Annotated in this window: 26 protein-coding genes; 22 read left to right on the top strand and 4 right to left on the bottom strand. The window is 53.7% G+C overall.

The genetic code is table 11. The features are described 5' to 3' along the window. Positions 1-35 precede the first annotated feature (35 nt). The 13 genes from DS739_RS06355 to DS739_RS06295 all read left to right on the top strand — a co-directional run bounded on the left by DS739_RS06355 (position 36) and on the right by DS739_RS06295 (position 13,985). On the top strand, positions 36-1,955 hold the full coding sequence (locus DS739_RS06355; protein WP_006115293.1) for a peptidyl-prolyl cis-trans isomerase: 1,920 nt from the start codon (positions 36-38) through the stop codon (positions 1,953-1,955). Beyond that, complete coding sequence (gene trpE / locus DS739_RS06350; protein WP_006115292.1) at positions 1,952-3,493, top strand: anthranilate synthase component I; 1,542 nt, start codon at positions 1,952-1,954, stop codon at positions 3,491-3,493. Before DS739_RS06355 ends, trpE begins: the two co-directional genes overlap by 4 nt. A gap of 58 nt (positions 3,494-3,551) precedes the next feature. Next, a complete protein-coding gene (locus DS739_RS06345; protein WP_006115291.1) occupies positions 3,552-4,148 on the top strand; it encodes an aminodeoxychorismate/anthranilate synthase component II in 597 nt (198 codons plus the stop codon). Beyond that, positions 4,148-5,260 carry an anthranilate phosphoribosyltransferase gene (gene trpD, locus DS739_RS06340; protein WP_035351375.1) on the top strand — a complete coding sequence of 371 codons (1,113 nt, stop codon included), beginning with the start codon at positions 4,148-4,150 and terminating at the stop codon, positions 5,258-5,260. Before DS739_RS06345 ends, trpD begins: the two co-directional genes overlap by 1 nt. Before the next feature lie 17 nt (positions 5,261-5,277). Then, entirely contained in the window at positions 5,278-6,144 is an 867-nt protein-coding gene (gene trpC / locus DS739_RS06335) for an indole-3-glycerol phosphate synthase TrpC (RefSeq protein WP_006115289.1), read from the top strand. A 1-nt stretch (position 6,145) separates the two neighbouring features. Beyond that, entirely contained in the window at positions 6,146-6,622 is a 477-nt protein-coding gene (gene moaC, locus DS739_RS06330; protein ID WP_003625539.1) for a cyclic pyranopterin monophosphate synthase MoaC, read from the top strand. 127 nt (positions 6,623-6,749) lie between these two features. Further along, entirely contained in the window at positions 6,750-7,760 is a 1,011-nt protein-coding gene (gene pdhA / locus DS739_RS06325) for a pyruvate dehydrogenase (acetyl-transferring) E1 component subunit alpha (protein WP_006115287.1), read from the top strand. Between the two features lie 8 nt (positions 7,761-7,768). Further along, entirely contained in the window at positions 7,769-9,118 is a 1,350-nt protein-coding gene (locus DS739_RS06320) for a pyruvate dehydrogenase complex E1 component subunit beta (protein WP_035351377.1), read from the top strand. A gap of 11 nt (positions 9,119-9,129) precedes the next feature. Beyond that, positions 9,130-10,377, top strand: coding sequence for a pyruvate dehydrogenase complex dihydrolipoamide acetyltransferase (locus DS739_RS06315; RefSeq protein ID WP_006115285.1), 1,248 nt, complete (start codon positions 9,130-9,132; stop codon positions 10,375-10,377). A 30-nt stretch (positions 10,378-10,407) separates the two neighbouring features. After that, positions 10,408-11,820, top strand: coding sequence for a dihydrolipoyl dehydrogenase (gene lpdA / locus DS739_RS06310; protein WP_006115284.1), 1,413 nt, complete (start codon positions 10,408-10,410; stop codon positions 11,818-11,820). 121 nt (positions 11,821-11,941) lie between these two features. Next, positions 11,942-12,922 (top strand): lipoyl synthase, encoded by a 981-nt coding sequence (gene lipA / locus DS739_RS06305; protein WP_035351710.1) that lies wholly within the window; start codon positions 11,942-11,944, stop codon positions 12,920-12,922. Then, complete coding sequence (locus tag DS739_RS06300; RefSeq protein ID WP_006115282.1) at positions 12,922-13,410, top strand: type II toxin-antitoxin system RatA family toxin; 489 nt, start codon at positions 12,922-12,924, stop codon at positions 13,408-13,410. The genes lipA and DS739_RS06300 overlap by 1 nt, the downstream gene beginning before the upstream one ends. Before the next feature lie 149 nt (positions 13,411-13,559). Continuing rightward, positions 13,560-13,985, top strand: coding sequence for a hypothetical protein (locus tag DS739_RS06295; RefSeq protein ID WP_035351380.1), 426 nt, complete (start codon positions 13,560-13,562; stop codon positions 13,983-13,985). Between the two features lie 58 nt (positions 13,986-14,043). Here DS739_RS06295 and DS739_RS06290 read toward each other — a convergent pair whose 3' ends face one another. From DS739_RS06290 to DS739_RS06275, 4 genes are read right to left on the bottom strand one after another with little or no spacing between them, the layout of a single operon-like run. Beyond that, the gene (locus DS739_RS06290) at positions 14,044-14,556 is read right to left on the bottom strand and encodes a CinA family protein (RefSeq protein ID WP_035351383.1); all 513 of its coding nucleotides are present in this window, start codon (positions 14,554-14,556) and stop codon (positions 14,044-14,046) included. A gap of 18 nt (positions 14,557-14,574) precedes the next feature. Continuing rightward, the gene (locus DS739_RS06285; RefSeq protein ID WP_035351386.1) at positions 14,575-15,051 is read right to left on the bottom strand and encodes a phosphatidylglycerophosphatase A; all 477 of its coding nucleotides are present in this window, start codon (positions 15,049-15,051) and stop codon (positions 14,575-14,577) included. 1 nt (position 15,052) lies between these two features. Beyond that, positions 15,053-17,029: a lytic transglycosylase domain-containing protein gene (locus DS739_RS06280; protein ID WP_006115278.1), complete on the bottom strand. Its 1,977-nt coding sequence runs from the start codon at positions 17,027-17,029 to the stop codon at positions 15,053-15,055. A 58-nt stretch (positions 17,030-17,087) separates the two neighbouring features. Then, a complete protein-coding gene (locus DS739_RS06275; protein ID WP_035351390.1) occupies positions 17,088-17,699 on the bottom strand; it encodes a YjbE family putative metal transport protein in 612 nt (203 codons plus the stop codon). Positions 17,700-17,870: 171 nt separating this feature from the next. Here DS739_RS06275 and purB point away from each other — a divergent pair, with 171 nt between their 5' ends. The 9 genes from purB to DS739_RS06230 all read left to right on the top strand — a co-directional run bounded on the left by purB (position 17,871) and on the right by DS739_RS06230 (position 24,693). Continuing rightward, positions 17,871-19,220, top strand: a complete 1,350-nt coding sequence (gene purB / locus DS739_RS06270; RefSeq protein ID WP_012812894.1) for an adenylosuccinate lyase — start codon at positions 17,871-17,873, stop codon at positions 19,218-19,220. Between the two features lie 153 nt (positions 19,221-19,373). Further along, the gene (gene purC, locus DS739_RS06265) at positions 19,374-20,141 is read left to right on the top strand and encodes a phosphoribosylaminoimidazolesuccinocarboxamide synthase (protein WP_003630621.1); all 768 of its coding nucleotides are present in this window, start codon (positions 19,374-19,376) and stop codon (positions 20,139-20,141) included. 28 nt (positions 20,142-20,169) lie between these two features. After that, entirely contained in the window at positions 20,170-20,412 is a 243-nt protein-coding gene (purS, locus tag DS739_RS06260; RefSeq protein ID WP_035351393.1) for a phosphoribosylformylglycinamidine synthase subunit PurS, read from the top strand. Next, positions 20,409-20,780 carry a Rap1a/Tai family immunity protein gene (locus tag DS739_RS06255; protein ID WP_035351396.1) on the top strand — a complete coding sequence of 124 codons (372 nt, stop codon included), beginning with the start codon at positions 20,409-20,411 and terminating at the stop codon, positions 20,778-20,780. The genes purS and DS739_RS06255 overlap by 4 nt, the downstream gene beginning before the upstream one ends. After that, on the top strand, positions 20,777-21,478 hold the full coding sequence (gene purQ / locus DS739_RS06250) for a phosphoribosylformylglycinamidine synthase subunit PurQ (RefSeq protein ID WP_035351398.1): 702 nt from the start codon (positions 20,777-20,779) through the stop codon (positions 21,476-21,478). Before DS739_RS06255 ends, purQ begins: the two co-directional genes overlap by 4 nt. Next, positions 21,475-23,679: a phosphoribosylformylglycinamidine synthase subunit PurL gene (gene purL, locus DS739_RS06245; RefSeq protein ID WP_006115273.1), complete on the top strand. Its 2,205-nt coding sequence runs from the start codon at positions 21,475-21,477 to the stop codon at positions 23,677-23,679. The genes purQ and purL overlap by 4 nt, the downstream gene beginning before the upstream one ends. A gap of 27 nt (positions 23,680-23,706) precedes the next feature. Then, complete coding sequence (locus DS739_RS06240) at positions 23,707-23,937, top strand: BolA/IbaG family iron-sulfur metabolism protein (RefSeq protein ID WP_006115272.1); 231 nt, start codon at positions 23,707-23,709, stop codon at positions 23,935-23,937. Between the two features lie 27 nt (positions 23,938-23,964). Further along, positions 23,965-24,303 (top strand): Grx4 family monothiol glutaredoxin, encoded by a 339-nt coding sequence (grxD, locus tag DS739_RS06235; RefSeq protein WP_006115271.1) that lies wholly within the window; start codon positions 23,965-23,967, stop codon positions 24,301-24,303. A gap of 72 nt (positions 24,304-24,375) precedes the next feature. Next, positions 24,376-24,693, top strand: coding sequence for a hypothetical protein (locus DS739_RS06230; RefSeq protein ID WP_006115270.1), 318 nt, complete (start codon positions 24,376-24,378; stop codon positions 24,691-24,693). Positions 24,694-24,737 lie beyond the last annotated feature (44 nt).

Below are 24,737 nucleotides of genomic sequence, written 5' to 3'. Positions count from 1 at the left end.
ATGTTTTTTAAGCATAGCTGTGGATCCATCGGGTCATGATTTCCTATCTACGTCGCGTTTTTGTTGAGTCCTGGCTGGGCCGGGTGACTGCAATTGTCATTTTTCTGGCCTTTGTCGGCTGGGGAATAGGCGATGTTATGGGCTATATGGGGGAAGAAACGGATGTTGTCGCCAAAGTGGGGCAACAGCAGGTTTCTTCCGATGATCTGGCTACAGCCCTGCAATCTGAACTGCCAACAATTGCCCGCCAGATGGGGGTATCAGACCCATCGCACATTCCTTTGGCCATGCAGCGGCAGGTTGCCTACCAGATTCTGCACCGCCTGATTGGACAAGCAGAGCTACTGAATACCGCACAGAAGTTAAAAGTGGCAGTGCCTGATTCGGCCGTACGGGATGAAGTATTCTCGCTCCCTTATTTCAAAGGCGCGAATGGCCAGTTTGATCGCGCCAGCTTCAATCAGAAACTGCATGACCGCGGGCTAACGGAGCAACGCTTTTTGGACATGGTGCGGAATGATCTGACCACACGCACCATTCTACAACCCTTGGCGCAGGCGGGCAGCGTTTCCGACACAATGCTCCAGCGCTTTCTAACCTATGGTGCAAAAACGCGCGTGGTGGATTTTGTGAGTATTCCGTTTGCTGCGCAGCCCACCCCCAAAACACCAGATGATGCCGTATTGCAGCGCTATTACAACAACCATCCGTGGATGTTCCGTACGCCGGAACTGCGCCATGCCAAGATTGTGGTGCTTTCCCCACAAACAGTGGCAGACAGCATCACCATGGATGAAGCCGATATCAAGCGTATCTATGATGAGCAGAAATCTCGCTACAACGTACCAGAAACGCGCGATATCCAGCTTATAACCCTGCAAGATCAGGCACAGGCAACCGCCATTGCAAACGCGTGGAAAGTAGGTGGAAACTGGCAGGCTATCCAGAACAGCGCAAAAGATGCAGCTGCGGTAGAAATGCCAAATGCTCGCCCGTCCACAATTCCTTCTACTACTCTACGGCAGGCTGTTTTCCATGCTCCAGAAGGTCAGGTCAGCGATCCGCTTAAAACCGAAGGTGGATGGGCTGTTTTTCGCGTTACCAAAATAACAGCTCCGCACACCACGCCGTATGAAGATGCAAAAAAAGACATCCTCTCGCAGTATCGGGCTGCTGTTGCGCCATCTGTTGCAGGTGAGCGCAAGCGCAAGCTGCAAGATGCGCTTGCAGGCCAAGGGCTAGATGCCATTCCGGCAGATCTGGGTGCGGTTGCTGCAGCAGGCACACTAGATGCTCAAGGCATGACGGCTGATAAAGAACCCGCACCATTGCCAGCATCCGGCAAGCTGCGTGAAGCCATTATCCACCAGATTTTCACCCAAAAACCCGGCGCACGTGCAACGCTTGTGGATGGGCCGGACAACAGCAGCTTTGCTGTGGAAGTGGATACCGCTACACCCGCAGCCCCTCGTACATTTGCGCAGGCACAAACAGATGTTTTGGCCGCATGGCAGGATGAAGCCCGCAAGCATGCAGCAAATGAGCAAGCAACAACCCTGTATCTGGCAGCCAAAAACAAGCAGGCTTTAGGCACAGTAAACGCATCAGGTGCACAACTTACGCGGGATGCAGCTTTCTCCTTCGCCAAGCCCAACAAAAATATTCCGGCAGCACTCATGGATTATCTGCCACGCATGCAGCCGGGGCAGGCGGTTATGACAGAAGATGATGGCCACTTCCTTGTGGCAGTTGTCACAAAGCTGTTCGTGCCCAACCCACCAGCCCCAGCCGATGGCGTACAGCGCCTGAAAGACTCTCTGGCACAGGCAGATAGTGATGATCTGGTTGCCAGTTATGTGGAGGCATTAAGCAAGCGCACACCGCCCCATATTAACGAACGCGCTGTTATGGCCACACTATCTGCCGCCGGATTTGGAGGAGAAGCCACGCCATGAGCATTACCGCACGCATTGCGCCTTCACCCTCTCGCCAGCAGTGTGAAGCCGCTTGGGCGCAAGGCCAGCCTTCTGTTGTGTTTTCTGTAGAAGCAGCAGATTTGCTGACACCTGTTTCAGCCTACCTGCGCCTTGCGCGCTTTGATGGTGGCACCGGCAAAAACACGTTGTTGCTGGAAAGTGTGGAAGGTGGCACATCGCGCGGGCGGTATTCTGTTATTGCCCTCAAGCCAGATATTATCTGGACCTGCCATAACGGGCAGATCACACTGGATGAAAGCCCGGAAAACCCGGATATTGCCCCGCGTATTCTTACAGAAAAGCCATTGGAAAGCCTGCGCGCCCTGATCCATGCCACGCGCATGGAGCTGCCCGAAGGCGTTCCTCCAATGGTTGCGGGTCTGTTTGGATATTTGGGCTATGACATGGTGCGCCAGATGGAGCATCTGCCAGATGCGCCACCAGATGATCTGAACCTGCCTGAATCCATTCTCATGCGCCCCGGTCTTTTTGCTGTGTTTGACACGGTAAGCGATGAGCTGATTCTGGCCGCGCCTGTTCGCCCACAAAAAGATGAAACCGCCGCACAGGCTTGGGATAAAGCGCAAGATCTGTTGCGCCGTGCGCGCGAATGCCTGTCAGGAGCGCTGCCGCCTTTACCAAAACAGCCAGAAAACTTGCCAGAACCGGCTGAACCGCGTTCCTCCTTCAGTAAGGATGAGTTCTGTCAGGCCGTTGAGCGTATTCAGGATTATATTGCGGCTGGCGATGCCTTTCAGGTTGTTCCCAGCCAGCGTTTTTCTACGCCGTTTCCGCTTCCATCTCTGGCGCTGTACCGTACGCTACGACGTATTAATCCAGCGCCATTTCTGTTCCATCTGGATTTTGGTGATTTCTCACTTGTTGGGTCCTCGCCTGAAATTCTGGTGCGCTTGCAGGATGGTACCATGACGGTACGCCCGCTTGCTGGCACACGCCCGCGCGGCAAAACGGCGGAAGAAGACCTGCGGCTTGAAAAAGATCTTCTGGCCGACCAGAAAGAACTGGCCGAGCATCTGATGCTGATAGACCTTGGCCGTAATGATGTGGGCCGTGTGAGTATTCCCGGCACGGTGAAAGTGACAGAACGATTCGTGATTGAGCGTTTCAGCCACGTCATGCACATTTCTTCCAACGTGCAAGGCACACTCAAGCCGGAACTGGAAGCGCTGGATGCCCTTGTGGCCGCTTTTCCCGCAGGCACACTAACAGGTGCGCCCAAAATCCGCGCCATGGAAATTATTGATGAAGTAGAACGTACCCGCCGCGCCACCTACGCCGGATGCATTGGCTATTTTGGCGCTGGCGGCAACATGGATACGTGCATTGGGCTGCGCATGGCCGTTGTAAAAGACGGGCAAATGCATGTGCAAGCTGGCTGCGGCGTAGTGGCAGACAGTGTGCCAGAAACAGAATATGAAGAAACACGCCATAAAGCCCGCGCTGTATTCCGCGCCGCAGAAGCCGCGTTGGAACAGGCAAGGGCAGGGCGTTCTTAATGTCGTTTCTGTTCCATTCTTATTTGACCCCAACAGTACATAAGGTCATCATTCGGCCATGATCCTTCTGATCGACAATTATGATAGCTTCACCTTCAACCTTGTTCACTATCTGGGTGAACTGGGGGCACAGTGTGATGTCCGCCGCAATGATGCCCTAAGCGTAGAAGATGCACTGGCCCTCAAGCCGGATGTCATTGTGCTTTCTCCCGGCCCATGTTCCCCCAATGAAGCCGGTATTTGCTGTGATCTGATATCTGCCGCAGCCGGTAAGGTGCCTGTTTTTGGTGTATGTTTGGGGCATCAAGCTATCGGGCAGGTGTTTGGTGCACAGGTGGTACGTGCCCCTACGCCCATGCACGGCAAGGTGAGCCCCGTTTTCCACAACGGGCAGGATGTTTTTGCGGGCCTACCCAACCCGTTCAATGCCACGCGCTATCATAGCCTTACGCTTGAACCTGCCAGTATTCCGGATGCTCTGGAAGTTACGGCATGGACGGAAGATGGTGTTATTATGGGTGTGCGCCACCGGCAGTATCCCATTTCGGGCGTGCAGTTCCATCCGGAAAGCATTGCCTCGGAATATGGCCATGATCTGATGAAAAACTTTCTTTCCATCGCATCTGCTTGGAAAGAAAAACAGGCTGTTGCCTGATGTCCGCTCCCCTTCATGGCGCTGCATCTCAAGTAGCAGGTGAGCAGTTTTTTTCTACCATTCTGGCACGTGTTGCAGACGGGCAAACACTAAGCGCAGCCGAAGCCGAAGCTGCTTTTGGTGTTATTATGGATGGCCTGATTGCGCCAGAACGCATTGCGGCTTTTCTTATGGCTTTGCGCGTGCGTGGTGAAACGCAGGATGAATTGCTTGGTGGCGTAACGGCTTTACGGGCCCGCATGCACACTGTGCCCGCCATGCTTGCCGATACGATAGACGTATGCGGCACGGGCGGAGACAATTACGGCACGTTGAATGTATCCACCGCTGTTGCCTTTGTGCTGAGTGCGCTTGGTGTGCCCGTTGCCAAACACGGTAACAGGGCTATTTCTTCGCGTTCTGGCGCTTCCGATGTGCTGGCTGCGCTAAGTGTTCCGCTTTCTGCACAAGCCGAGGTTCTGGCGGAGCAGATGCAGGTGCACCGGGTCATTTTTCTATCTGCCCCGCACCACCATCCCGCCATGCGTTTTGCTGCTCCGATACGTAAAACCTTAGGCGTGCGTACGCTGTTTAACCTCATGGGGCCATTGGTAAACCCGGCAGGTGTTAAGCGGCAGCTTGTGGGCGTTTTTTCGCCCGCATGGCTGGAGCCTATGGTCAATGTGCTCAAAAATCTTGGCTCCCAGAAGGTCTGGGCCGCATGCGGCCTACCATCAGACGGGCAGGGCGGCATTGATGAAATTACGCTGGCAGGCCCTACACAGGTTGTGGCGTTGGAAAATGATGCCATCTGCTCGTTTTCTATTACGCCAGAAATGGCTGGCCTTGCCTATGCTCCGGTCAGCTCCATATTGGGGGGAGATGCCCAATACAATGCGCAAGCTCTAGAAGCTTTGCTGCATGGTGCATCAGGAGCATATCGTGATACAGTTGTTTTAAACGCCGCCTGCGCACTTCACGTGGCAGGGCGGGTAACACTCCTGCGGGACGGACGCATTGATCCGCAGGCCTTGCGGGAAAGTGTGGCTTTGGCCGCACGCCCACTGGATGATGGCACGGCTTTGGCAGTGCTAAACGGTTTGCGCGCTTCCAACCCGGATGCACGCGCCTGAGACATGACAGGATAATCATGACCGATACACCACTCGCGTCCTCGGCAGCTTCTGCTTCGGACACTCTTGCCAGCAAGATTGACGAACTGCCGGATGTTCTCTCCCGCATCTGCGCACGCACCAAGCTGGAAGTTGAACATCGCTCCACCCTGATGTCCCTTAAAGAAATCACAGCCAAAGCGCAGGAAACCAAAGAGGCTCCACGCGGGTTTGGTCGGGCGCTGAAGGAAAAAGCTGCTGATCGCGCAGTTGGCCTGATTGCAGAAATCAAGAAGGCTTCTCCTTCCGCTGGTATCCTGCGCGAAACGTATAATCCGGCAGAAATTGCCGCAGAATATGAGCAGGCAGGGGCAGCCTGTATTTCTGTGCTAACGGAAAGCTCCTGTTTTCATGGTGATAATGAAGATCTGGGCAAGGCGCGGGCTGCATGTTCCCTTCCTGTTCTGCGCAAGGATTTTATTCTTGATCCGTGGCAGGTTTATGAAAGCCGCATGATCGGGGCAGATTGCATTCTGCTCATTATGTCTATCCTGTCTGATGAAATGGCGCTGGAACTGGTTGACCACGCCAAAGGGCTAGACATGGATGTGCTGGTGGAAGTGCATGATGAGGAAGAACTGAACCGCGCCCTTGCGCTGGATACCTTCTTGATCGGTATCAACAACCGTAACCTCAAAACGCTTCAGACCAGCTTGGATACCACGCGGGAACTTTCTCCTCTGGTGCCGCCAGATCGGATTATTGTGTCTGAAAGTGGCATCAAAACGCATGAAGATATCGTGCAGCTTTCCGGCATTGGCGTAACGGGCTTTCTGGTAGGTGAATCCCTGCTGCGAGATCCGCATCCCGGTGATGCTGCCAAAAAACTGTTGGGGCTGGCCTAACGTGCCCTCTCCAGCACTCACACATCTGGATGCAGCCGGGCATGCGCATATGGTGGATGTTTCCGCTAAAGCTGCCACGCGCCGTAAGGCTGTTGCCACCGGGGCTATTATTATGCAGCCCCAAACGCTGGAAATGATCCTTTCAGGCGCAGCCCCAAAAGGTGATGTTCTGGCAACGGCCCGCATTGCTGGCATTATGGCTGCAAAAAAAACAGCAGATATTATCCCGCTCTGTCACCCGCTTAGCCTAAGCAGTGTAACTGTGGATCTGGCTCCGAATGATAACAGGATCGAGATTACCGCAACTGTTACAACAACTGGCGCAACCGGGGTGGAAATGGAAGCGTTAACCGCCGTGTCTGCTGCGGCCCTTACACTGTACGACATGTGCAAAGCAGTTGACCGTGGCATGCAGATAGAAAATATAAAGCTCCTTCATAAAAGTGGGGGACGCTCAGGAGACTACAACGCTGCATAATAAAACACGCGAAACAGCAGGCAGTTTTACTGGAGCTTTAGAAACCATCTGAAGGCCCGGAAACGGATGCCGCTGTTGCGCACCATTTATTACGAACTGTTTACATATCGCAAAAGGTTCATCACGCATGGGAACGAACGCCAAACAGGTCGACAAGGCAGGAAATAACGGTCCTTCCTTAACACGAGACCAGTTTCTTAAAGCCTACTATGACATGCTCCTGATCCGCCGCTTTGAAGAAAAAGCCGGGCAACTTTACGGCATGGGCCTAATTGGCGGTTTCTGCCACCTGTATATCGGGCAAGAAGCTGTGGTGGTTGGTATCCAGATGAGCCTGCATGAAGGCGATAAGCTGATTACATCCTACCGAGACCACGGCCAGATGCTGGTGGCGGGCATGACTCCCCGTGGCGTGATGGCAGAACTTACGGGCCGTTCTACCGGGTATTCTCACGGTAAAGGGGGCTCCATGCATATGTTCTCCCGCGAGAAGAATTTTTACGGGGGGCATGGCATTGTTGGTGCTCAGGTTTCTTTGGGTATCGGGCTGGCGTTTGCCAACAAATACCGCAATACAGATGAAGTTTCCGTAGCTTATTTTGGTGACGGCGCCGCCAATCAGGGGCAGGTTTACGAAAGCTTTAACCTGGCCGCTCTGCTCAAACTTCCCTGTATTTTTGTAATTGAAAACAACCGTTACGGCATGGGCACCGCTGTTGAGCGGGCATCTGCCTCGCACGAATTGTACAAAAATGGCGAACCATGGGGCATTCCCGGCAAACGGGTAGATGGCATGGATGTTGCCGCCGTATATGCCGCAGCAGAAGAAGCCGTAAAACATTGCCGTGAAGGCAAGGGGCCTTACCTGCTGGAAATGATGACATACCGCTATCGTGGCCATTCCATGTCAGATCCTGCCAAATACCGCACGCGGGATGAGGTGGATGAAGTCCGCAAAACGCGAGATCCCATTGAACACGTCAAACACATCCTGCTGGATTCTGGCGTGACAGAAGCAGAATTGAAAACAATGGAAACCGAGATCAAGAGCATTGTAAACGACTCTGCAGAATTTGCGCAGACCAGCCCGGAACCCGATCCGGCCGAACTTTATACGGATGTTGTTCTGGAGGCTTGAGCATAAACATGGCGACTGAAATTTTAATGCCCGCCCTTTCTCCTACCATGACAGAAGGCAAACTCGCCCGCTGGTTGAAGAAGGAAGGAGATGCCGTAAATAGCGGTGACGTTCTGGCCGAGATTGAAACCGATAAAGCCACAATGGAAGTAGAAGCCATTGAGGAAGGTATTCTGGGCCGCATTCTAACACCGGAAGGTGCAGAAGGCGTTGCCGTAAACACACCTATCGCCATTCTGGTGGAAGAAGGTGAAGCGGTGCCCGATAATATCGATACACCTAAAAACGTAGCTGTTACAGAACCCGCCTCCGCGCCACAGTCTTCACCCTCTGTTGCCGCACCAGTTTCCACGCCGGTTGAAGAAGAAAAAGACTGGGGTGAAACGCAGGAAATCACTGTACGTGAAGCCCTGCGTGATGCACTGGCCGCCGAATTACGGCATGATCCAGATGTCTTCCTGATGGGTGAAGAAGTAGCCCAGTATCAGGGGGCTTACAAAATCTCCCAAGGCCTGTTGCAGGAATTTGGCGATAAGCGCGTAATTGACATGCCAATTGCCGAACATGGCTTTACAGGCATGGCCGTGGGCGCAGCCCTTACTGGCCTAAAGCCTGTTGTTGAGTTCATGACCATGAACTTTTCCATGCAGGCTATCGACCATATCATCAATTCCGCAGCCAAAACGCTGTATATGTCTGGCGGCCAGATGGGGTGCCCCATTGTGTTCCGTGGGCCAAACGGCCCGGCATCTCGCGTGGGTGCGCAGCATTCTCAGTGTTACGGTAGCTGGTATGCCCATGTGCCGGGCCTGAAAGTGGTTGTGCCTTGGTCTTCCGCAGATGCCAAAGGCCTGTTGCGCGCTGCCATTCGTGACCCCAACCCCGTTGTGGTGCTGGAAAACGAAATTCTTTACGGGCGCAAATTCCCATGCCCGATTGATGAAGATTTCATTGTGCCCATCGGTAAAGCCAAGATCGAACGCGCTGGTTCTGATGTCACCATCGTTGCGTTCTCTATAGCTGTCACCACAGCGCTGGATGCTGCTGCCGAGCTGGCCAAGCAGGGGATTGAGGCAGAAGTTATCAACCTGCGCAGCCTGCGTCCGCTGGATACAGACACAATTGTAGAAAGCGTTAAAAAAACCAGCCGCTTGGTAACGGTGGAAGAAGGCTGGCCGTTTGCAGGTATTGGCGCAGAAGTTGCCATGCAGGTGATCGAGCATGCGTTTGATTGGCTGGATGCTCCACCAGCCCGTGTAACGGGTGTGGATGTGCCGATGCCATTTGCCGCCAATCTGGAAAAATTGGCCCTGCCACAGCCTGAAGATGTGGTTAAAGCCGCACTTGGCCTGATGTGAGGGAATGACAGATGGCGACTGAAATTTTAATGCCCGCCCTTTCTCCTACCATGACAGAAGGCAAACTCGCCCGCTGGTTGAAGAAGGAAGGGGATGCCGTAAATAGCGGCGATGTTCTGGCCGAGATTGAAACCGATAAAGCCACAATGGAAGTAGAAGCCATTGAAGAAGGTATTCTGGGCCGTATTCTTGTTCAAGAAGGTGCAGAAGGTGTTGCCGTCAACACACCTATCGCCATTCTAGTAGAAGAAGGCGAGGCGGTACCAGACAATATCGACACGCCTAATAACGTGGCATCTGCCGCCCCCGCAACGGCATCACAGCCTGCGGCTGCTTCTGCTCCTATAGCAACACAGGCAGCACCAGCACAGCGGGCAGACAAGCCTGTTGGCCGGGTTGTGGCCTCTCCGCTTGCACGCCGCATTGCGCGCCAGAAAAACATTGATTTGGCAGCCCTTAAAGGCACGGGACCAAATGGCCGTATTGTCAAACGGGATGTAGAAGCGGCTCTTAACAAAGCCCCAGACGCAGGGCAGGTGGCTTCTGCCCCGACAGCATCTGGTGGTAGCCGTGCTGTGCCGCACACTACCATGCGCAAGGTTATTGCACGCCGCCTGAGTGAATCCAAATCCACTATTCCGCACTTCTATGTCTCCATAGATGTGGAGCTAGATGCGCTGTTGGCTTTGCGTTCACAGCTTAATGCCATGTCTCCGGCAGAAGGGGCTGATGCCTTTAAACTGTCTGTGAATGACATGCTCATTAAGGCTTCTGCTGTTGCCCTTAAGCAGGTACCGGAAGTGAATGCTTCCTACACCGAAGATGCTATGATCCTGCATGAAGATGCAGATATCTCGGTTGCGGTTTCTCTGGATGATGGGTTGATCACGCCTATCGTCAAACAAGCAGACCGCAAGAGCCTGAAAGACATCAGCCAAGAAGCCAAGGATCTGATTTCCCGCGCCCGCGCTGGCAAATTGAAGCCAGAAGAATTTCAGGGCGGTACATTCTCCATCTCCAACATGGGTATGTATGGCGTGAAAGACTTTGCCGCCATTGTTAACCCGCCGCAGGCTGCCATTCTGGCTATTGCAGCGGGTAAAAAACAGGCCGTGGTAAAAGGAAATGAACTGGCTATTGCCACTGTTATGACCGTTACCCTCTCGGTTGATCATCGCGTGGTGGATGGTGCTGCGGCAGCCCGCTGGCTTTCTGCTTTCCGTGCAGCGGTTGAATCTCCGCTCTCACTCGTTCTCTAACCGCGTGGCTTTCTGAGGATCAGGCATATTATGAGCCAGACTGATTTTGATATCATCGTTGTTGGCGGTGGGCCGGGTGGTTATGTGGCGGCACTTCGGGCAGCGCAGCTTAAGCTTTCTGTTGCTGTGGTGGAAGCCAACCACCTTGGGGGTATCTGCCTGAACTGGGGCTGTATCCCCACCAAGGCATTGCTGCGTGCTTCCGAGATCAACCATCTATTGCATGACCTTGGCACATATGGGTTTAAGGCAGATGGTGTAAGCTTTGATTTTAAAGCAATTGTTGCCCGTTCACGCGCCGTTTCCAAACAGCTTGCCTCTGGTGTTCAGCACCTGCTCAAAAAAGCCAAAGTTCCTGTTTTTAAAGGATTTGGTAAGCTGGATGGCGTTGCTGCCGGTAGTAAACGCAAAGTATTGGTGCAGCCAGAAAGTGGTGCGCCGCTAACCCTCACAGCCAAACACGTTATTCTGGCCACAGGAGCACGCGCACGTGCGCTGCCGGGGCTGGAAGCAGACAGCAAACTTGTCTGGTCTTATCGGGAAGCCTTGGTGCCAGATGAACTACCCAAACGGCTACTGGTCATTGGATCTGGCGCTATCGGCACAGAATTTGCCTCGTTCTACCGCAATATGGGTTCTGAAGTTACGCTGGTGGAGGTTGCGCCGCGCATTCTGCCCGTAGAAGATGAAGAAATCAGCGCCTTGGCGCGTAAGGAGTTTGAAAAACAGGGCATGCGTATTCTTACCAGCGCCAAGGTTGGAGCGCTGAAAAAGGGCAAGAACGATGTTACTGTGCCAGTAGAGGTGGGCGGCAAAACGGAAACCATTACCGTGGACCGCGTTATTTCTGCTGTGGGCATTGTGGGCAATGTTGAAAACATCGGGCTGGAAGGCACCAAGATCAAAGTAGACCGCACACATGTGGTAACGGATGATCTGTGCCGCACGGGTGAGCCCGGTGTTTACGCAATTGGTGACCTGGCAGGTGCCCCGTGGCTTGCGCACAAAGCCAGCCATGAAGCTGTTATGTGCGTTGAAGCTATTGCTGGCAAAACCGTGCATCCTATTGATATTACAAAAATTCCCGGCTGCACATACTGCCGCCCACAGGTGGCTTCTGTTGGTTATACGGAAGCACGCGCAAAGGAAGCGGGCTATAAAGTGCGGGTTGGCAAGTTCCCGCTTATGGCAAACGGAAAAGCACTTGCTATGGGTGAACCAGAAGGCATGGTGAAAACTGTATTTGATGCCCAGACAGGTGAGCTGCTGGGTGCACATATGATTGGCGCGGAAGTTACGGAAATGATCCAAGGCTTTGTTATTGCCCGCACAGCAGAGCTGACGGAAGCCGAGCTGATGGAAACCATTTTCCCACATCCCACCATTTCTGAATCCATGCACGAAGCTGTTCTGGCCGCTTATGGTGGAGCGCTTCACTTCTAGTTTTGGTGTATCATCTCAAGGGTTTGATGTTGCCAGAACACTATATGGCGCGTTCCTGCCTTGACGCCACGGCAGGAGCGTTCCAGTTCTGTGGTAACCCTTGGCAAAAGCGGGCAAAGATATGTCTATTCGCGTTGTGATTGATCATCGAACAGGAGGCAGCAGCCCCAACAAGCTGCGTCATCCAGAAAAAGCACATCGGCCAGACAACCCCATAGCCCGCAAACCGGACTGGATACGCGTTAAGGCGCCCAATCACCCCATTTACCACGAAACACGTGCGCTTATGCGCAGCAACAAACTGGTAACTGTGTGTGAGGAAGCCGCATGCCCCAACATTGGGGAATGCTGGTCTCAACGCCATGCCACCATGATGATCATGGGGGAAATCTGCACCCGGGCCTGTGCATTTTGCAATGTTACTACCGGCCTGCCGCATGCGTTGGATGCGGATGAACCCGCCCGTGTGGCAGAAGCGGTGGCACGCCTTGGGTTGCGGCATGTGGTTATTACATCGGTAGATCGGGATGATCTGGAAGATGGGGGCGCGCACCATTTTGCCCGCGTTATTCATGCTATTCGTGCGGCGGCGCCAGAAACAACCATCGAAATCCTGACACCTGATTTTTTGCGTAAAAAGAATGCCTTAGAAGTGGTTGTTGAAGCACGACCTGATGTTTTCAACCACAATTTGGAAACCGTGCCACGCTTGTATCCGACCATTCGGCCGGGGGCGCGTTACTACCAATCTTTGCGCTTATTAGATCGGGTTAAACAGCTTGATGCGTCCATCTTTACCAAATCTGGGCTCATGCTTGGTTTGGGGGAAGAAAAGATGGAACTCGCTCAGGTCATGGATGATCTGCGCGTGGCAGATGTAGATTTTATTACAATGGGCCAGTATCTCCAACCAACAGCCAAACATGCCCCAGTTGCACGTTTTGTTACCCCGGCAGAGTTTGAGGACTACGGCACAATGGCACGCGTAAAAGGCTTTTTGCAGGTAAGTTCCAGCCCACTTACGCGCTCCTCCTACCATGCCGATGCCGACTTTGCCGCACTGCGTGAAACACGCAATGCCCGCCTGAAGGAGGATCAGTAATGCCACAGCACGCAGAAAAGCGTGTTTTACCTTATCGCCCAGATCAGATTTTTGATCTTGTTGCCGATGTTGGTCATTATCCCAAGTTTCTGCCTTGGTGCGTTGCAGCCAAAGTGCGCACGCGCACCGCTACAGAACTGGTTGCGGACTTAACCATTGGTTTTGGCCCATTCCGGGAAAGTTTTACATCGCGCGTTACGCTAGACCGCCCATCATCCATTACTGTTCGGTATGAGCGCGGGCCTTTTAGGTATTTGCGCAATATCTGGAAATTCACTGCAACGCCCGAAGGTTGCCTTGTAGAATTTTTTGTAGATTTTGAATTCCGTTCGCGCATTTTGCAGGCCGCTATTGGCGTGGTGTTTACAGAAGCCACACGGTTGATGGTTTCTGCCTTTATCAAACGCGCGCGCGAAGTATATGGGCCGCCACAAACGCCCATCACCAACACAACAACAACCTGTACCAGTGAACACCCTGCCACCTGAAAGCAGAGTGGATATTTTCTTTGGTTTATATCCTTTGTTTCGGTTGAAACCCTGCTTATGATGCACGCAGGCAATTTTCTGTAACCTATTGTGGAATATGGGAATTGCCTGTGACAAGGCGATTCAACCTTATTAAGGAATATATCCATATGAAAAAACTTTTCGCAGCAGCTCTGCTGGCCTCTTCTGCAACTCTGGCTGTTGCGCCAGCTCTGGCTGCTGAAACCGCAACGCATCACGGCATGCATGCACATCACCATCATGAACATTGCCTAAAAGGCAAATGTGCCGCGGGTGAAAAATCTGCACAGAACAATGGTGATGCCGAAACAGCTGATCTAAATGCCAAAAGCCTGGCTGCGGCACAGAACAATCAGGTTCCGGCCATTGCTGGCGCAGCACCTGCCGTAACGGCGCCATCCGCACCTGTGCTTACAGCACCTAGTGTGTCTGCTCCTGGTATTCCGGCTCCGGTGGCTGCTGGCACAGGCGTCAAAGCACCAGCTCTGCCTACAGCTCCTACAGCTACAGTTCCAACAAATGCCCCACTGCCGGCACCTGTTCCGGTTCAGTAATGTGAACATAGATACTGCTGCCGACATCTGTTTCGGCAGCAGTATTTTTTTGCAAATTTCAGCTCAAACGCTGCAAAATCAACTCAAACGCATGCTGTGCCGCTTGCGCTCTGACATCTTCCCGGCTGCCAGAAAAAACCTGCTTATCCGAGATAACAGCGCCATTTTTCATGGCCGTTGCAAACCATACAAGCCCTACGGGTTTTTCTGCTGATCCCCCATCTGGCCCAGCTATACCGGAAATAGCCACCGAGATAGAAGCAATGGGTGAAGCCTTTAAGGCGCCTTCGGCCATTTTTTCCACAGTTTGCGCGCTTACGGCTCCGTGCTTTTCCAATACTTTGGCCGGAACCCCCAGCACCTTTTGCTTCATGGCGTTGGAATACGTTACAAACCCACCTTCCGTTACATCGGAAGAACCGGGAAAATGCGTCAACATTGCTGCAACCAAACCGCCAGTGCAGCTTTCCGCTGTAACCATATGCCCATCTACCTGCCGCAAGCGGGAGAGAGTGCGCTCAGCAGCAGCCAGCACAGAAAACTCTGAAAAAGAAGCATTAGTCGCAGACATTACCAAAAAACCTTCCGCTTAGTGTGATGCGCGCCCCACAACTGCACGCACGCCTCTTACACATAACGCGGCCATGGCGCCTGCAATCACGTCATCTCCCATCACACCTATGGCATCGTGCCGTCTATCCAGCACGCCAACCGGGCCGGGCTTTGTAATGTCAAACAAGCGGAAAAAGGCAAACGCCAGCAAAGGGTACATCCAGAACCATTTTTCACGGGCCTGTTCCTCTGTTTTTGGCAGGCAGGCCAGCAAGGCTATCCACATTCCGGCCACTTCATCAATTACAATCCAACTGTGATCTTCGCCTTTGCCGCTGCGTTTTGTGGCCCACCAGCCCACCATAGTTACCGCAGCAATACCTGCCACCAAAAGGCGAGGGCGCTTTAGCAAAGGCAGCCCCACCACTAATGCCGCCAAGGAACCAACCGTACCCGGCGCCCGGGGTGAAAGCCCGCAACCACCAAATGTTGCAATCAGCCGTGCGATGTCCATTTTACTTGTTCCCCAATGCCACATAGATGGTCATGTTTTCCCACACACGCTGCACGTAATTCCGTGTTTCGGAATAGGGAATGCTCTCAATCCAATCGATCATCTCTTCGGCAGAAGCGCCGTTCTGGGCTGGGTTACCGGCTGTGTTTAACCAACGCGCCAAACGGGTAGGCCCACCATTATAGGCTGCGGCCATATACGGCACCACCGCCCCAAAACGAGACTGGATGTGCTCCAGATAAGCTGTGCCCAACTTCATGTTGTTTTCTGGGTCATGCAGCCCGGCAGCCGTTGCCGCAGAGGCAGGTAGGCCCGTTACGCGCAGCATATCTCCCGCAGTGGACGGTTTAAGCTGCATAAGCCCAATAGCATTGGAAGGGCTAATGGCATCGGGATTAAAGTTACTTTCCTGCCGCATCAGGCCGAGCGCCACACCAGCGGGCAAAGTGCTGGATGGCGGCGTATAAGGAAGCGGCCAACCAGAGCGCAGCAGAAAGACACCATCGCGCCCCGCATGGCGGGAGACTGTTACAGCGATATCCGGCAATCCCAACTGAGCAGATAAAGAGGAAAGCGCCAGACGCTGCGGCGTGCTTGTAACCTGCTGTTCAAGCATGTTCATGAAATCTCGCGCATGTGGGCGATCTCCCCATGAAACAAGGATCTGTGCAGCCTGCGCCAGTTCACTGCCAGAAACGTAAACATCTTCCGATGTGGTTGTTTCTGGGTCACGCTCCGCTTTAAGGCGTGTGCGCGTTTCCTCTGGCACATTGGCTGGGTCTAGCAGCACGTTATTGCGGCCTTCCAACGCAGCCGCAGCCATTTGCCCATAAAATGTTCCGGGCAGGGCAGCCGCCTGCTGCCAATTTGCATGGGCTGAAGCGGAATCCCCCGCTGCGGCACGTGCACGCCCAAGCCAGTAAAAGCCACGGCTCCGTGTAATAAGCGCAGTGGACTGAGCCAGTGGACGGAAAAAAGTTTCTGCAGTTGCAGGATCATGCTGAAGGCGCAGGGCAATCCACCCGGCAAGAAACTGTGCATCTAGCCTGTTTGTTGGTGTTGTGGCTGTATCATTTGCTACAGCAAAAGCATCTGCGGCACGCCCAGCCTGAATCAATTCACGCGCCAGCGTATCCCGCTCTCGCCAGAATGAGGCACCATGTGTGCTGCGTTCAGCCTCTGCCCCAGCGCTTTTCCATAGCGCCACGGCTTCATCATAACGCTGTTGTTTGCGCAGCCAGCGCGCATGATCGAGAATAAGGTACGGATCAGACCGCTGGTTAGCGGGTAGGGCAGCGGCCAGTGTTTCTGCTGCTGGGTCATCTGCACGGAAAGCTAAGCGGGCCTGTGCCAGTGGCTGTTTTTGGGCAGAAAGATAGGGCAAGGTTTGCTTGGCAGCCGCTACCAGCCCATTTTTTTCTTCACGATCAAACCGCAACCAAGAACGTTCTGGCGTGATGGCAGATGCAAAATTGCTTTGCAAAGCGGTGGCTGCGGAACTGGCATCGTTGCCATTTGCCCATGCCTGTGCGGCTTCCGTATTCAAACGTTTGCTTAAATCTGCCGAAGCCGGAACCTGTGTGGCACATTGCGCAAGCGCTGGGCCGTATGTCAGATTTTGCGAAGCGCATAGCCGGGCCAGCACTGCCGGATCTGTTTCCTTGGCCAAAGCAAGTTGCATGCGCGATGTCAACAACTGCCAGCGGGGCCATACTGGACGCGTTTGCAGAAAATCAGCATAAGCCTGCGCACTGTTCTGCGAGGATTTCACCAACCCCAGCCAAACAGTCAACCGACTGGCAACATCACTTGTAGGGGGCGTGCCTTGGGCGGCCTGCTGCTCCGTTGGCCATGCCAAACGGTTTTCAGAAGCTCCTTGCTGTTCTGATGAGGGGGACGAGCAGGCGCTCAGCCCCACACACGCCAGAGAAACAGCCGCCACAAGGCGGTATCGGTAAGAAATCGCAAAACGTCTCATACCGCAGAATCAGCGCGTTTCCCGCACGTTGGCAAGTGCTTTCCGCACTGCCCAAAAATCAGTGGGGCAAATGCCCCCAAACTTCGCCACCACCTTTAACTATCAGTTCTATGGCAACAGCCAGAACAATCAGCAGGCCAACCCAGGAAATCCACTTATATTTATCCAGCAAGCGCGCAATAACAGAAGCCGCCAACCCCATAAGCAGTACGGAAAGAGCCAAGCCTGCTATCAAAATAGCCGGATGCTCTCTCGCAGCACCGGCAACAGCAAGCACGTTATCCAAGCTCATGGATAAATCTGCTATCAGGATACGGAAAATAGCCTTCCCCAAACTTCCTGGGGGTGCGGGGCCTGTATCGTCATTTGCGTGGTTTTCCTGCATTTCGCGGTACATGCGCCAGCATACCCAAAGCAGCAAAAAACCACCGGCTAGCGTAAGGCCCACAATCTCCAACAGCCGCACAGCCACCAGAGCCAGCAAAATACGGATAATGGCCGCCAGCCCCACACCGGCAAGAATAGCTTTCTGCCGCTGTGCGCCAGAAAGAGACCGCACCGCCATACCAATAACAACGGCGTTATCTCCCGCCAGTGTCACATCAATCAGCACAACCTGCAAAAAGGCGACAAATGCTGTCAGGCTGAAGGAATCTAGAAAGCCGTTCACGTAAGCTCCGATTCGAAAAACAAGGGGCAAAATGCGCCCGAAAAGGCAGCAGTTTCGGGAAGGAACACAAAAAGTCAAAGTTTTCCGCTTTGCGGGCAGACGAAAGGCACGAAATCCGCTAGAGAGACGCCACCTGTTGGCTTTATTTTTTTGGTTAAGGAATTCTGCGTTATGGTGCCGCGTTATACTCGCCCCGTCATGGCCGCCATCTGGTCTCCCACAAACCGCTATCGCATCTGGTTTGAAATTGAAGCGCTGGCGTGTGAAGCCATGGCTGAATATGGCACCGTGCCCAAGGAAGCCGCCAAGGTGGTGCGCGAAAAGGGCGATGCCGCAATGGCCGCTTTTTCTGATGCCGATCTGGCCCGCATTGATGAAATTGAAGCCGAAACCCGGCATGATGTTATTGCCTTTCTGACATGGCTGGCAGAAAAGGTTGGCCCCGAAAGCCGCTTTGTGCACTTGGGCATGACATCATCCGATGTGCTGGATACTTGCCTTGCCGTGCAGCTTGTGCAGGCAACAGACCTGCTGTTGAAAGATCTGGATGGTGTTTTGGATGCGTTGAAAACACGCGCTTTCGAACACAAACACACTCTCACCATTGGCCGCAGCCACGGCATTCATGCCGAACCCACATCTTTCGGGCTAAAGCTGGCTGGCCATTACGCAGAATTTGCCCGTAACAAAGAACGGCTTGAAACCGCACGCGCTGAAATTGCCACCTGTGCTATTTCTGGCGCTGTTGGCACCTATGCACATCTAGACCCGCGCGTTGAATCCTACGTGGCAGAACGCTTGGGCCTGAAACCGGAAACCGTTTCTACGCAGGTTATCCCGCGTGATCGGCATGCTGCTTATTTCTGTGCTCTGGCTGTTATTGCCAGCGGTATTGAACGTCTGGCAATTGAAGTACGCCACCTCCAGCGTTCTGAAGTGCGTGAAGCAGAAGAATTCTTCCATAAGGGCCAGAAAGGCTCTTCCGCTATGCCGCACAAGCGCAACCCGGTGCTGACCGAAAACCTTACGGGGCTGGCTCGTCTGGTACGGGCCGCCGTTATTCCGGCACTGGAAGACGTAGCACTATGGCATGAACGCGATATCAGCCATTCTTCTGTAGAACGGAACATCTGCCCAGATGCCACAATCGGGCTGGATTTTGCCCTTGTGCGCCTGTCCGGCATGATCTCCAAAATGTTGGTGTATCCAGACCGCATGGCCGCTAACATTGAAAGCCTTGGCGGTGTGGTACATTCTGGCGAAGTGCTTCTGGCACTGGCCAAAGCTGGCCTCTCGCGGGAAGATGCCTACCGGATCGTGCAGCGTAACGCCATGGAAACATGGACCAAACTGGGCACGCCAGAATGCAAAACTTTCCGTGAAAATCTGGATGCAGATCCGGAAATTTCTGGCCGTATCTCTCCAGACGTTCTGGACGCGGCAATGGATAGCCGCCAACACCTGAAGGCGCTGGATACCCAGTACGAAAAAATCTTTGGTGAAACAGGGCCCCGCCAGTAAGCAGGCTCCCTTGTCATAGCAGGATATATCTTCCTACCCGGAAGCCTGCTATGAACCATATTTAGCATATAAGGGGCCGTACTGGCTGGCCCCTTGAATAATAGCCAGTTCTGCCCGAACTGGCTTACCCTTTTTCGACAGGTAAGGATCATCATGGCCCGTCGGCGTCAGCTTTATGAAGGTAAAGCCAAAATCCTTTTTGAAGGCCCCGAACCTGGCACCCTTGTGCAATATTTCAAGGATGATGCCACAGCAGGGAACGGCGCAAAAAGCGGCGTAATTACCGGGAAAGGCGTTCTGAACAACCGTATCAGTGAATTTCTGATGCTGCGGTTGCAGGAAATTGGCATTCCCACGCACTTTATCCGCCGCATCAACATGCGTGAGCAGTTGGTGAAGGAAGTGGAAATCATTCCGCTGGAAGTGGTTGTGCGCAATATTGCCGCTGGCAGCATTTCCAAACGCTTTGATATTCCCGAAGGTGAGCGCCTGCCACGCCCGATTGTGGAATTCTATTACAAGAATGATGCGCTGGGTGATCCTCTGGTTTCAGAAGACCACATCATCGCCTTCGGCTGGGCTTGCCCGCACGATATGGAAGAAATTACCGGCATGGCCATGCGGGTAAATGACTTTCTGTGCGGCCTGTTCAGCGGTATTGGCATCCAGTTGGTAGACTTTAAACTGGAGTTTGGCCGTATCTGGGAAGGCGAAGATATGCAGATTGTGCTGGCGGATGAAATCTCGCCCGATAACTGCCGCCTGTGGGATATGCACACAAACGAAAAACTGGATAAAGACCGGTTCCGCCGCGATATGGGCAACGTAAAAGAAGCCTATCAGGAAGTGGCGCGCCGCATGGGTATCCTGCCAGAAAACGGGGCAGGCGGAGATATGAAAGGGCCGGAAACGGTTCAGTAACCACGCTGGTGGCAACGGGAGCTTGAAAATGAAGGTACGTGTAACCGTCATGCTAAAGGACGGTGTTCTGGATCCGCAGGGCAAGGCCATCAGCCACGCATTGCAAACACTTGGCTTTAAAGGCGTGCAGGATGTGCGCGTGGGCAAGGTGATTGAACTGGATCTGCCCGGCGCTAAAGCCGAAGAAGCCCAGAAAAAAGCCGATGCCATGGCGCGTGACCTGCTGGCCAATCTGGTAATTGAAGATTACGCTGTAGAGGTGGTGGAATGAAGCGCACCCTCCTTGTAGCACTGGCCTTGGCATGTGCGGCACCGGGCTTTGCCCATGCCCAGCGCATTGCACCCATGAAGGCAGGTAACTTTGCCCGCCTGTGCACACGCCCCACCAGCGCTGGCATTTGCGATGCCTATATTGGCGGCCTGACGGATGGTGTCTCTCTTTCCAAAATCAATGATCGGAATGAGGGTGATCCATCTGCGCCTGCTGGTTTTTGTGTGCCTACCACAGAAACCATGCCCGTAATGCGCTCCAAGGTTCTTGCTTGGCTGAAAGCGCATTCCGAAACGCTGGACAAGCCGGTTGGTGAAAGTGTTTTTGCCGCCCTGCATGCCTCTTATCCGTGCAGTGTGAAAAAATGAAAGCAGCAATTATCGTATTCCCCGGTACGAACCGGGAGCGCGATATGGCCATTGCCCTTAAGCGTGTTACAGGGCAGGCCCCGCGCATGATCTGGCACCATGAAACAGATCTGGGAGATACCGATCTGGTCGTGTTACCAGGTGGTTTTAGCTATGGCGATTATCTGCGCTGTGGCGCTATGGCCGCGCATTCTCCCATCATGGGGGCTATCAAAGCCCACGCCCAGAAGGGTGGCCATATTTTGGGCGTTTGCAACGGCTTCCAGATTTTAACAGAAACAGGGCTGCTGCCCGGTGCGCTGTTGCGCAACGCCAATTTGCGCTTTCTGTCTCAGGACTGCTACCTGAAGGTTGAGGCCGAAAATACGCCTTTCACCCATAAGTGGAAAAAGGGCGATGTCTTCCGCACTCCGCTGGCGCATGGTGATGGCAATTACACGGCAGATATCGCCACGCTGGAACGGCTTGAAGGCGAAGGCCTTGTGGCTTTTCGCTACGCCGATGCCAAAGGCAACGTGCAGGCTGATGATGCCGATAGTAACCCCAATGGCAGCGTTAACAGCATTGCGGGCATTCTTAGCGAAAACAAACGCATTTGCGGCATGATGCCTCATCCAGAAGATCTGGTTGATCCTCTGATGGGCGGTGAAGATGGTCTGCCGCTATTCCAAGGTCTGGTGGAGGCTGTAGTCCGGTGAATAAGCCTGTAACCGTTGATGAATCTCTTGCCCGTGAATTCGGGCTGACATCCGAGGAATACGGTCGTGTGCTGTCCATTATGGGCCGCACCCCCAGCCTGACAGAGCTGGGCGTGTTCTCCGTGATGTGGTCGGAACACTGCTCCTACAAATCCTCCCGCAAATGGCTGCGCACGCTGCCAACCAAAGCGCCGTGGGTTATTCATGGCCCCGGTGAAAATGCTGGTGTGGTAGATATTGGGCAGGGCTATGCCGCCATCTTTAAGATGGAAAGCCATAACCACCCATCCTTTATCGAACCCTATCAGGGTGCAGCTACAGGTGTTGGTGGTATTCTGCGCGATGTGTTCACCATGGGTGCACGCCCCATTGCCAATCTGAACGCCCTGCGTTTTGGCAGCCCGGAAAACCCCGTTACCCGCCGCGTTATTGATGGTGTGGTGCGTGGTATTGGCGGCTATGGCAACTGTGTTGGCGTACCCACGGTAGGCGGGGAAATTAACTTCCATCCGGCCTATGATGGCAACCCGCTGGTAAACGCCATGACGGTTGGCTTGGCCCGTAAGGACCGCATCTTCCTTTCGGCTGCGGCTGGTGTTGGCAACCCGGTTGTGTACGTGGGCTCCCGCACAGGGCGTGATGGTATTCATGGCGCCACCATGTCTTCCGCTGAGTTTGATGAAGATGCACTTTCCAAACGCCCCACAGTGCAGGTGGGTGACCCCTTCATTGAAAAGCTGCTGATTGAAGCCTGTCTGGAACTGATGGCAACAGATGCCATTGTGGCTATTCAGGACATGGGCGCTGCTGGTCTGACATCTTCTTCCGTAGAAATGGCAGGCAAGGGCGGCGTGGGTATCGAGCTTGATCTGGATGCCGTACCGCAGCGTGAGCCGAACATGACGGCTTATGAAATGATGCTGTCTGAAAGCCAGGAACGCATGCTGATGGTGCTGCGCCCTGATCGGACAGACGTGGCCCGCAAGATCTTTGAAAAATGGGAACTGGATTTTGCCATTATCGGGCATCTGACAGACACCGGCCACATCGTCGTTAAGCACAAAGGGGAGCTGGAAGCTGATATTCCGCTAGACCCATTGGCAGAACAGGCCCCCATTTACGATCGCCCAGCAACACCGCCCAAGGCACCAGCTCCGCTGGAAGGCGTGCATGCACCGCTTTCTTTGGATGCCACGCTGCTCAAGCTGGTGGGTTCGCCAGATCTGGCCTCCCGCGCATGGGTATGGAACCAGTACGACAGCACCGTAGGGGGGCAGACAGTCCGCCGTCCGGGCGCTGCTGATGCAGCTATTGTAAAGGTGGAAGATACAGACATTGGTCTGGCCATTACCACCGATTGCACGCCGCGCTACTGTCAGGCAGACCCTAAAACAGGTGGTGCACAGGCTGTTGCAGAAGCATGGCGTAACCTTACAGCCACCGGCGCACGCCCCTTGGCCGTAACGGATAACCTAAACTTTGCCAACCCTGAAAAACCCGAAATCATGGGCCAGTTTGTGGCTGCGGTTGAAGGTATGGGGGAAGCCTGCTCAGCGCTGGACTTCCCGGTCGTCAGCGGTAACGTGTCTCTTTATAACGAAACACGTAACCCAGATGGCTCCACCACCGCCATTCTGCCCACACCCGCCATTGGTGCGTTGGGCGTTCTGGATGATGTGAACAAGGCTGTTGGCCTTGGTATGCAACCAGAATCTGATGTGGTGCTAATTGGTGAAACCAAAGGTGAACTCGGCCAGACCATCTGGCTGCGTGAAATCCTTGGGCAGGAAGCTGGCGCGCCGCCGCCGGTCGATCTGGCTGCTGAAAAACGCAATGGTGACTTTGTGCGCAGCGCCATTCTGGATGGCACCATTACCGCATGCCATGACATTGCTGATGGTGGCATTATGGTTGCCGCCGCAGAAATGGTGATGGCAAGCGGCATTGGGTGTGAACTGGAAAGCCCAGATTCCGGCATCCGGCCAGAAGCTTTCTGGTTTGGGGAAGATCAGGCCCGTTATCTGGCATGTGTGGCAGATGGCAAAGCCCTGTGTGAACGCGCCAAGGCTGCCGGGGTGCCTGCACGTATTATTGCACGCTCAGGCGGAAATGATTTGATTCTGCCAAGCGGCGTCACCATATCCGCAACACGCCTAAAAACAGCCCATGAAGCGTTTTTCCCGACGCTAATGGGCAACTAACAAAACAAGCGGGAAGGAAGCAGACCGATGGCAATGTCCGCCACAGAACTCGAAACCTATATCCGGCAGGCTTTTCCGGATGCCCAGATCAAGATTGATGATCTGGCAGGGGATGGTGACCATTATGCCTGTTCCGTGGTGAGCGAAGCCTTCCGGGGTCTTTCACGCGTGCGGCAGCATCAGCTTGTCTATCAGGCCCTGCAGGGCCACATGGGCGGCAAGCTGCATGCGCTGGCGCTTACAACTTCTGCTCCCTAATCACTTAGCTTTTAAGGATATCAGACCATGACAGACACAGCACAGCAGCGCATCAAGCAGGATATTGAAGCCAACCCCGTCATGCTGTTCATGAAAGGGGATGCTGATTTCCCTCAGTGTGGTTTTTCTGCGCGCGTAGTGCAGATTCTCCAGCACCTTGGCGTTCCCTTCAAAACCGAAAATGTTCTGGCTGATCCGGGCATCCGTCAGGGTATTAAAGATTTCTCAAACTGGCCGACAATTCCGCAGCTTTACGTAAAAGGGGAATTCATTGGCGGGTGTGATATTGTTACCGAAATGTATCAGTCCGGCGAACTCCAAAACCTGTTCAAGGAAAAAAACATTCCTTGTAACGCCCCAGCCTGATTTTTAGGTTGTCAAGTGGGGAAGGGGCTGTATAGTTCCTGAAGAAAAGAGAAACAGGTTGGGATTAGATTAATGAAACGAGTTGCGGTTGTACGTGGCGCTCTTGCTCTTACAGCACTTGGCGTAGGGTTAGTCACCACATCTTCCTCTGCTCGGGCAGAACGCATTATTTCTGATCTGGAAGCCAGCAAGCTGACTTTTGCGGCGCTTACAGCAGCGCCGCCGCCAGTTATGCATCATGTGCGGCACGTTGCTGCGGCCAAGTCTTCACACCGTGTTGTTCTGGCCGCTGCGCAGCATGGTAAAGCCCATAGCATGGTGCGCCTTGTAAGCTACCATCCTGCGCATGCCGTTTCTGCACATAGTGTAAAGCGCCGCCACCGCACCTAATCTTTTCTCTTTTACACCCACTTACGTTTTAAAGGCGTTCCTAT

It is taken from the genome of Acetobacter sp. JWB (assembly GCF_003323795.1).
GTDB lineage: Bacteria > Pseudomonadota > Alphaproteobacteria > Acetobacterales > Acetobacteraceae > Acetobacter > Acetobacter oryzifermentans.
This window is presented reverse-complemented; position numbering and strand designations above follow the sequence as displayed.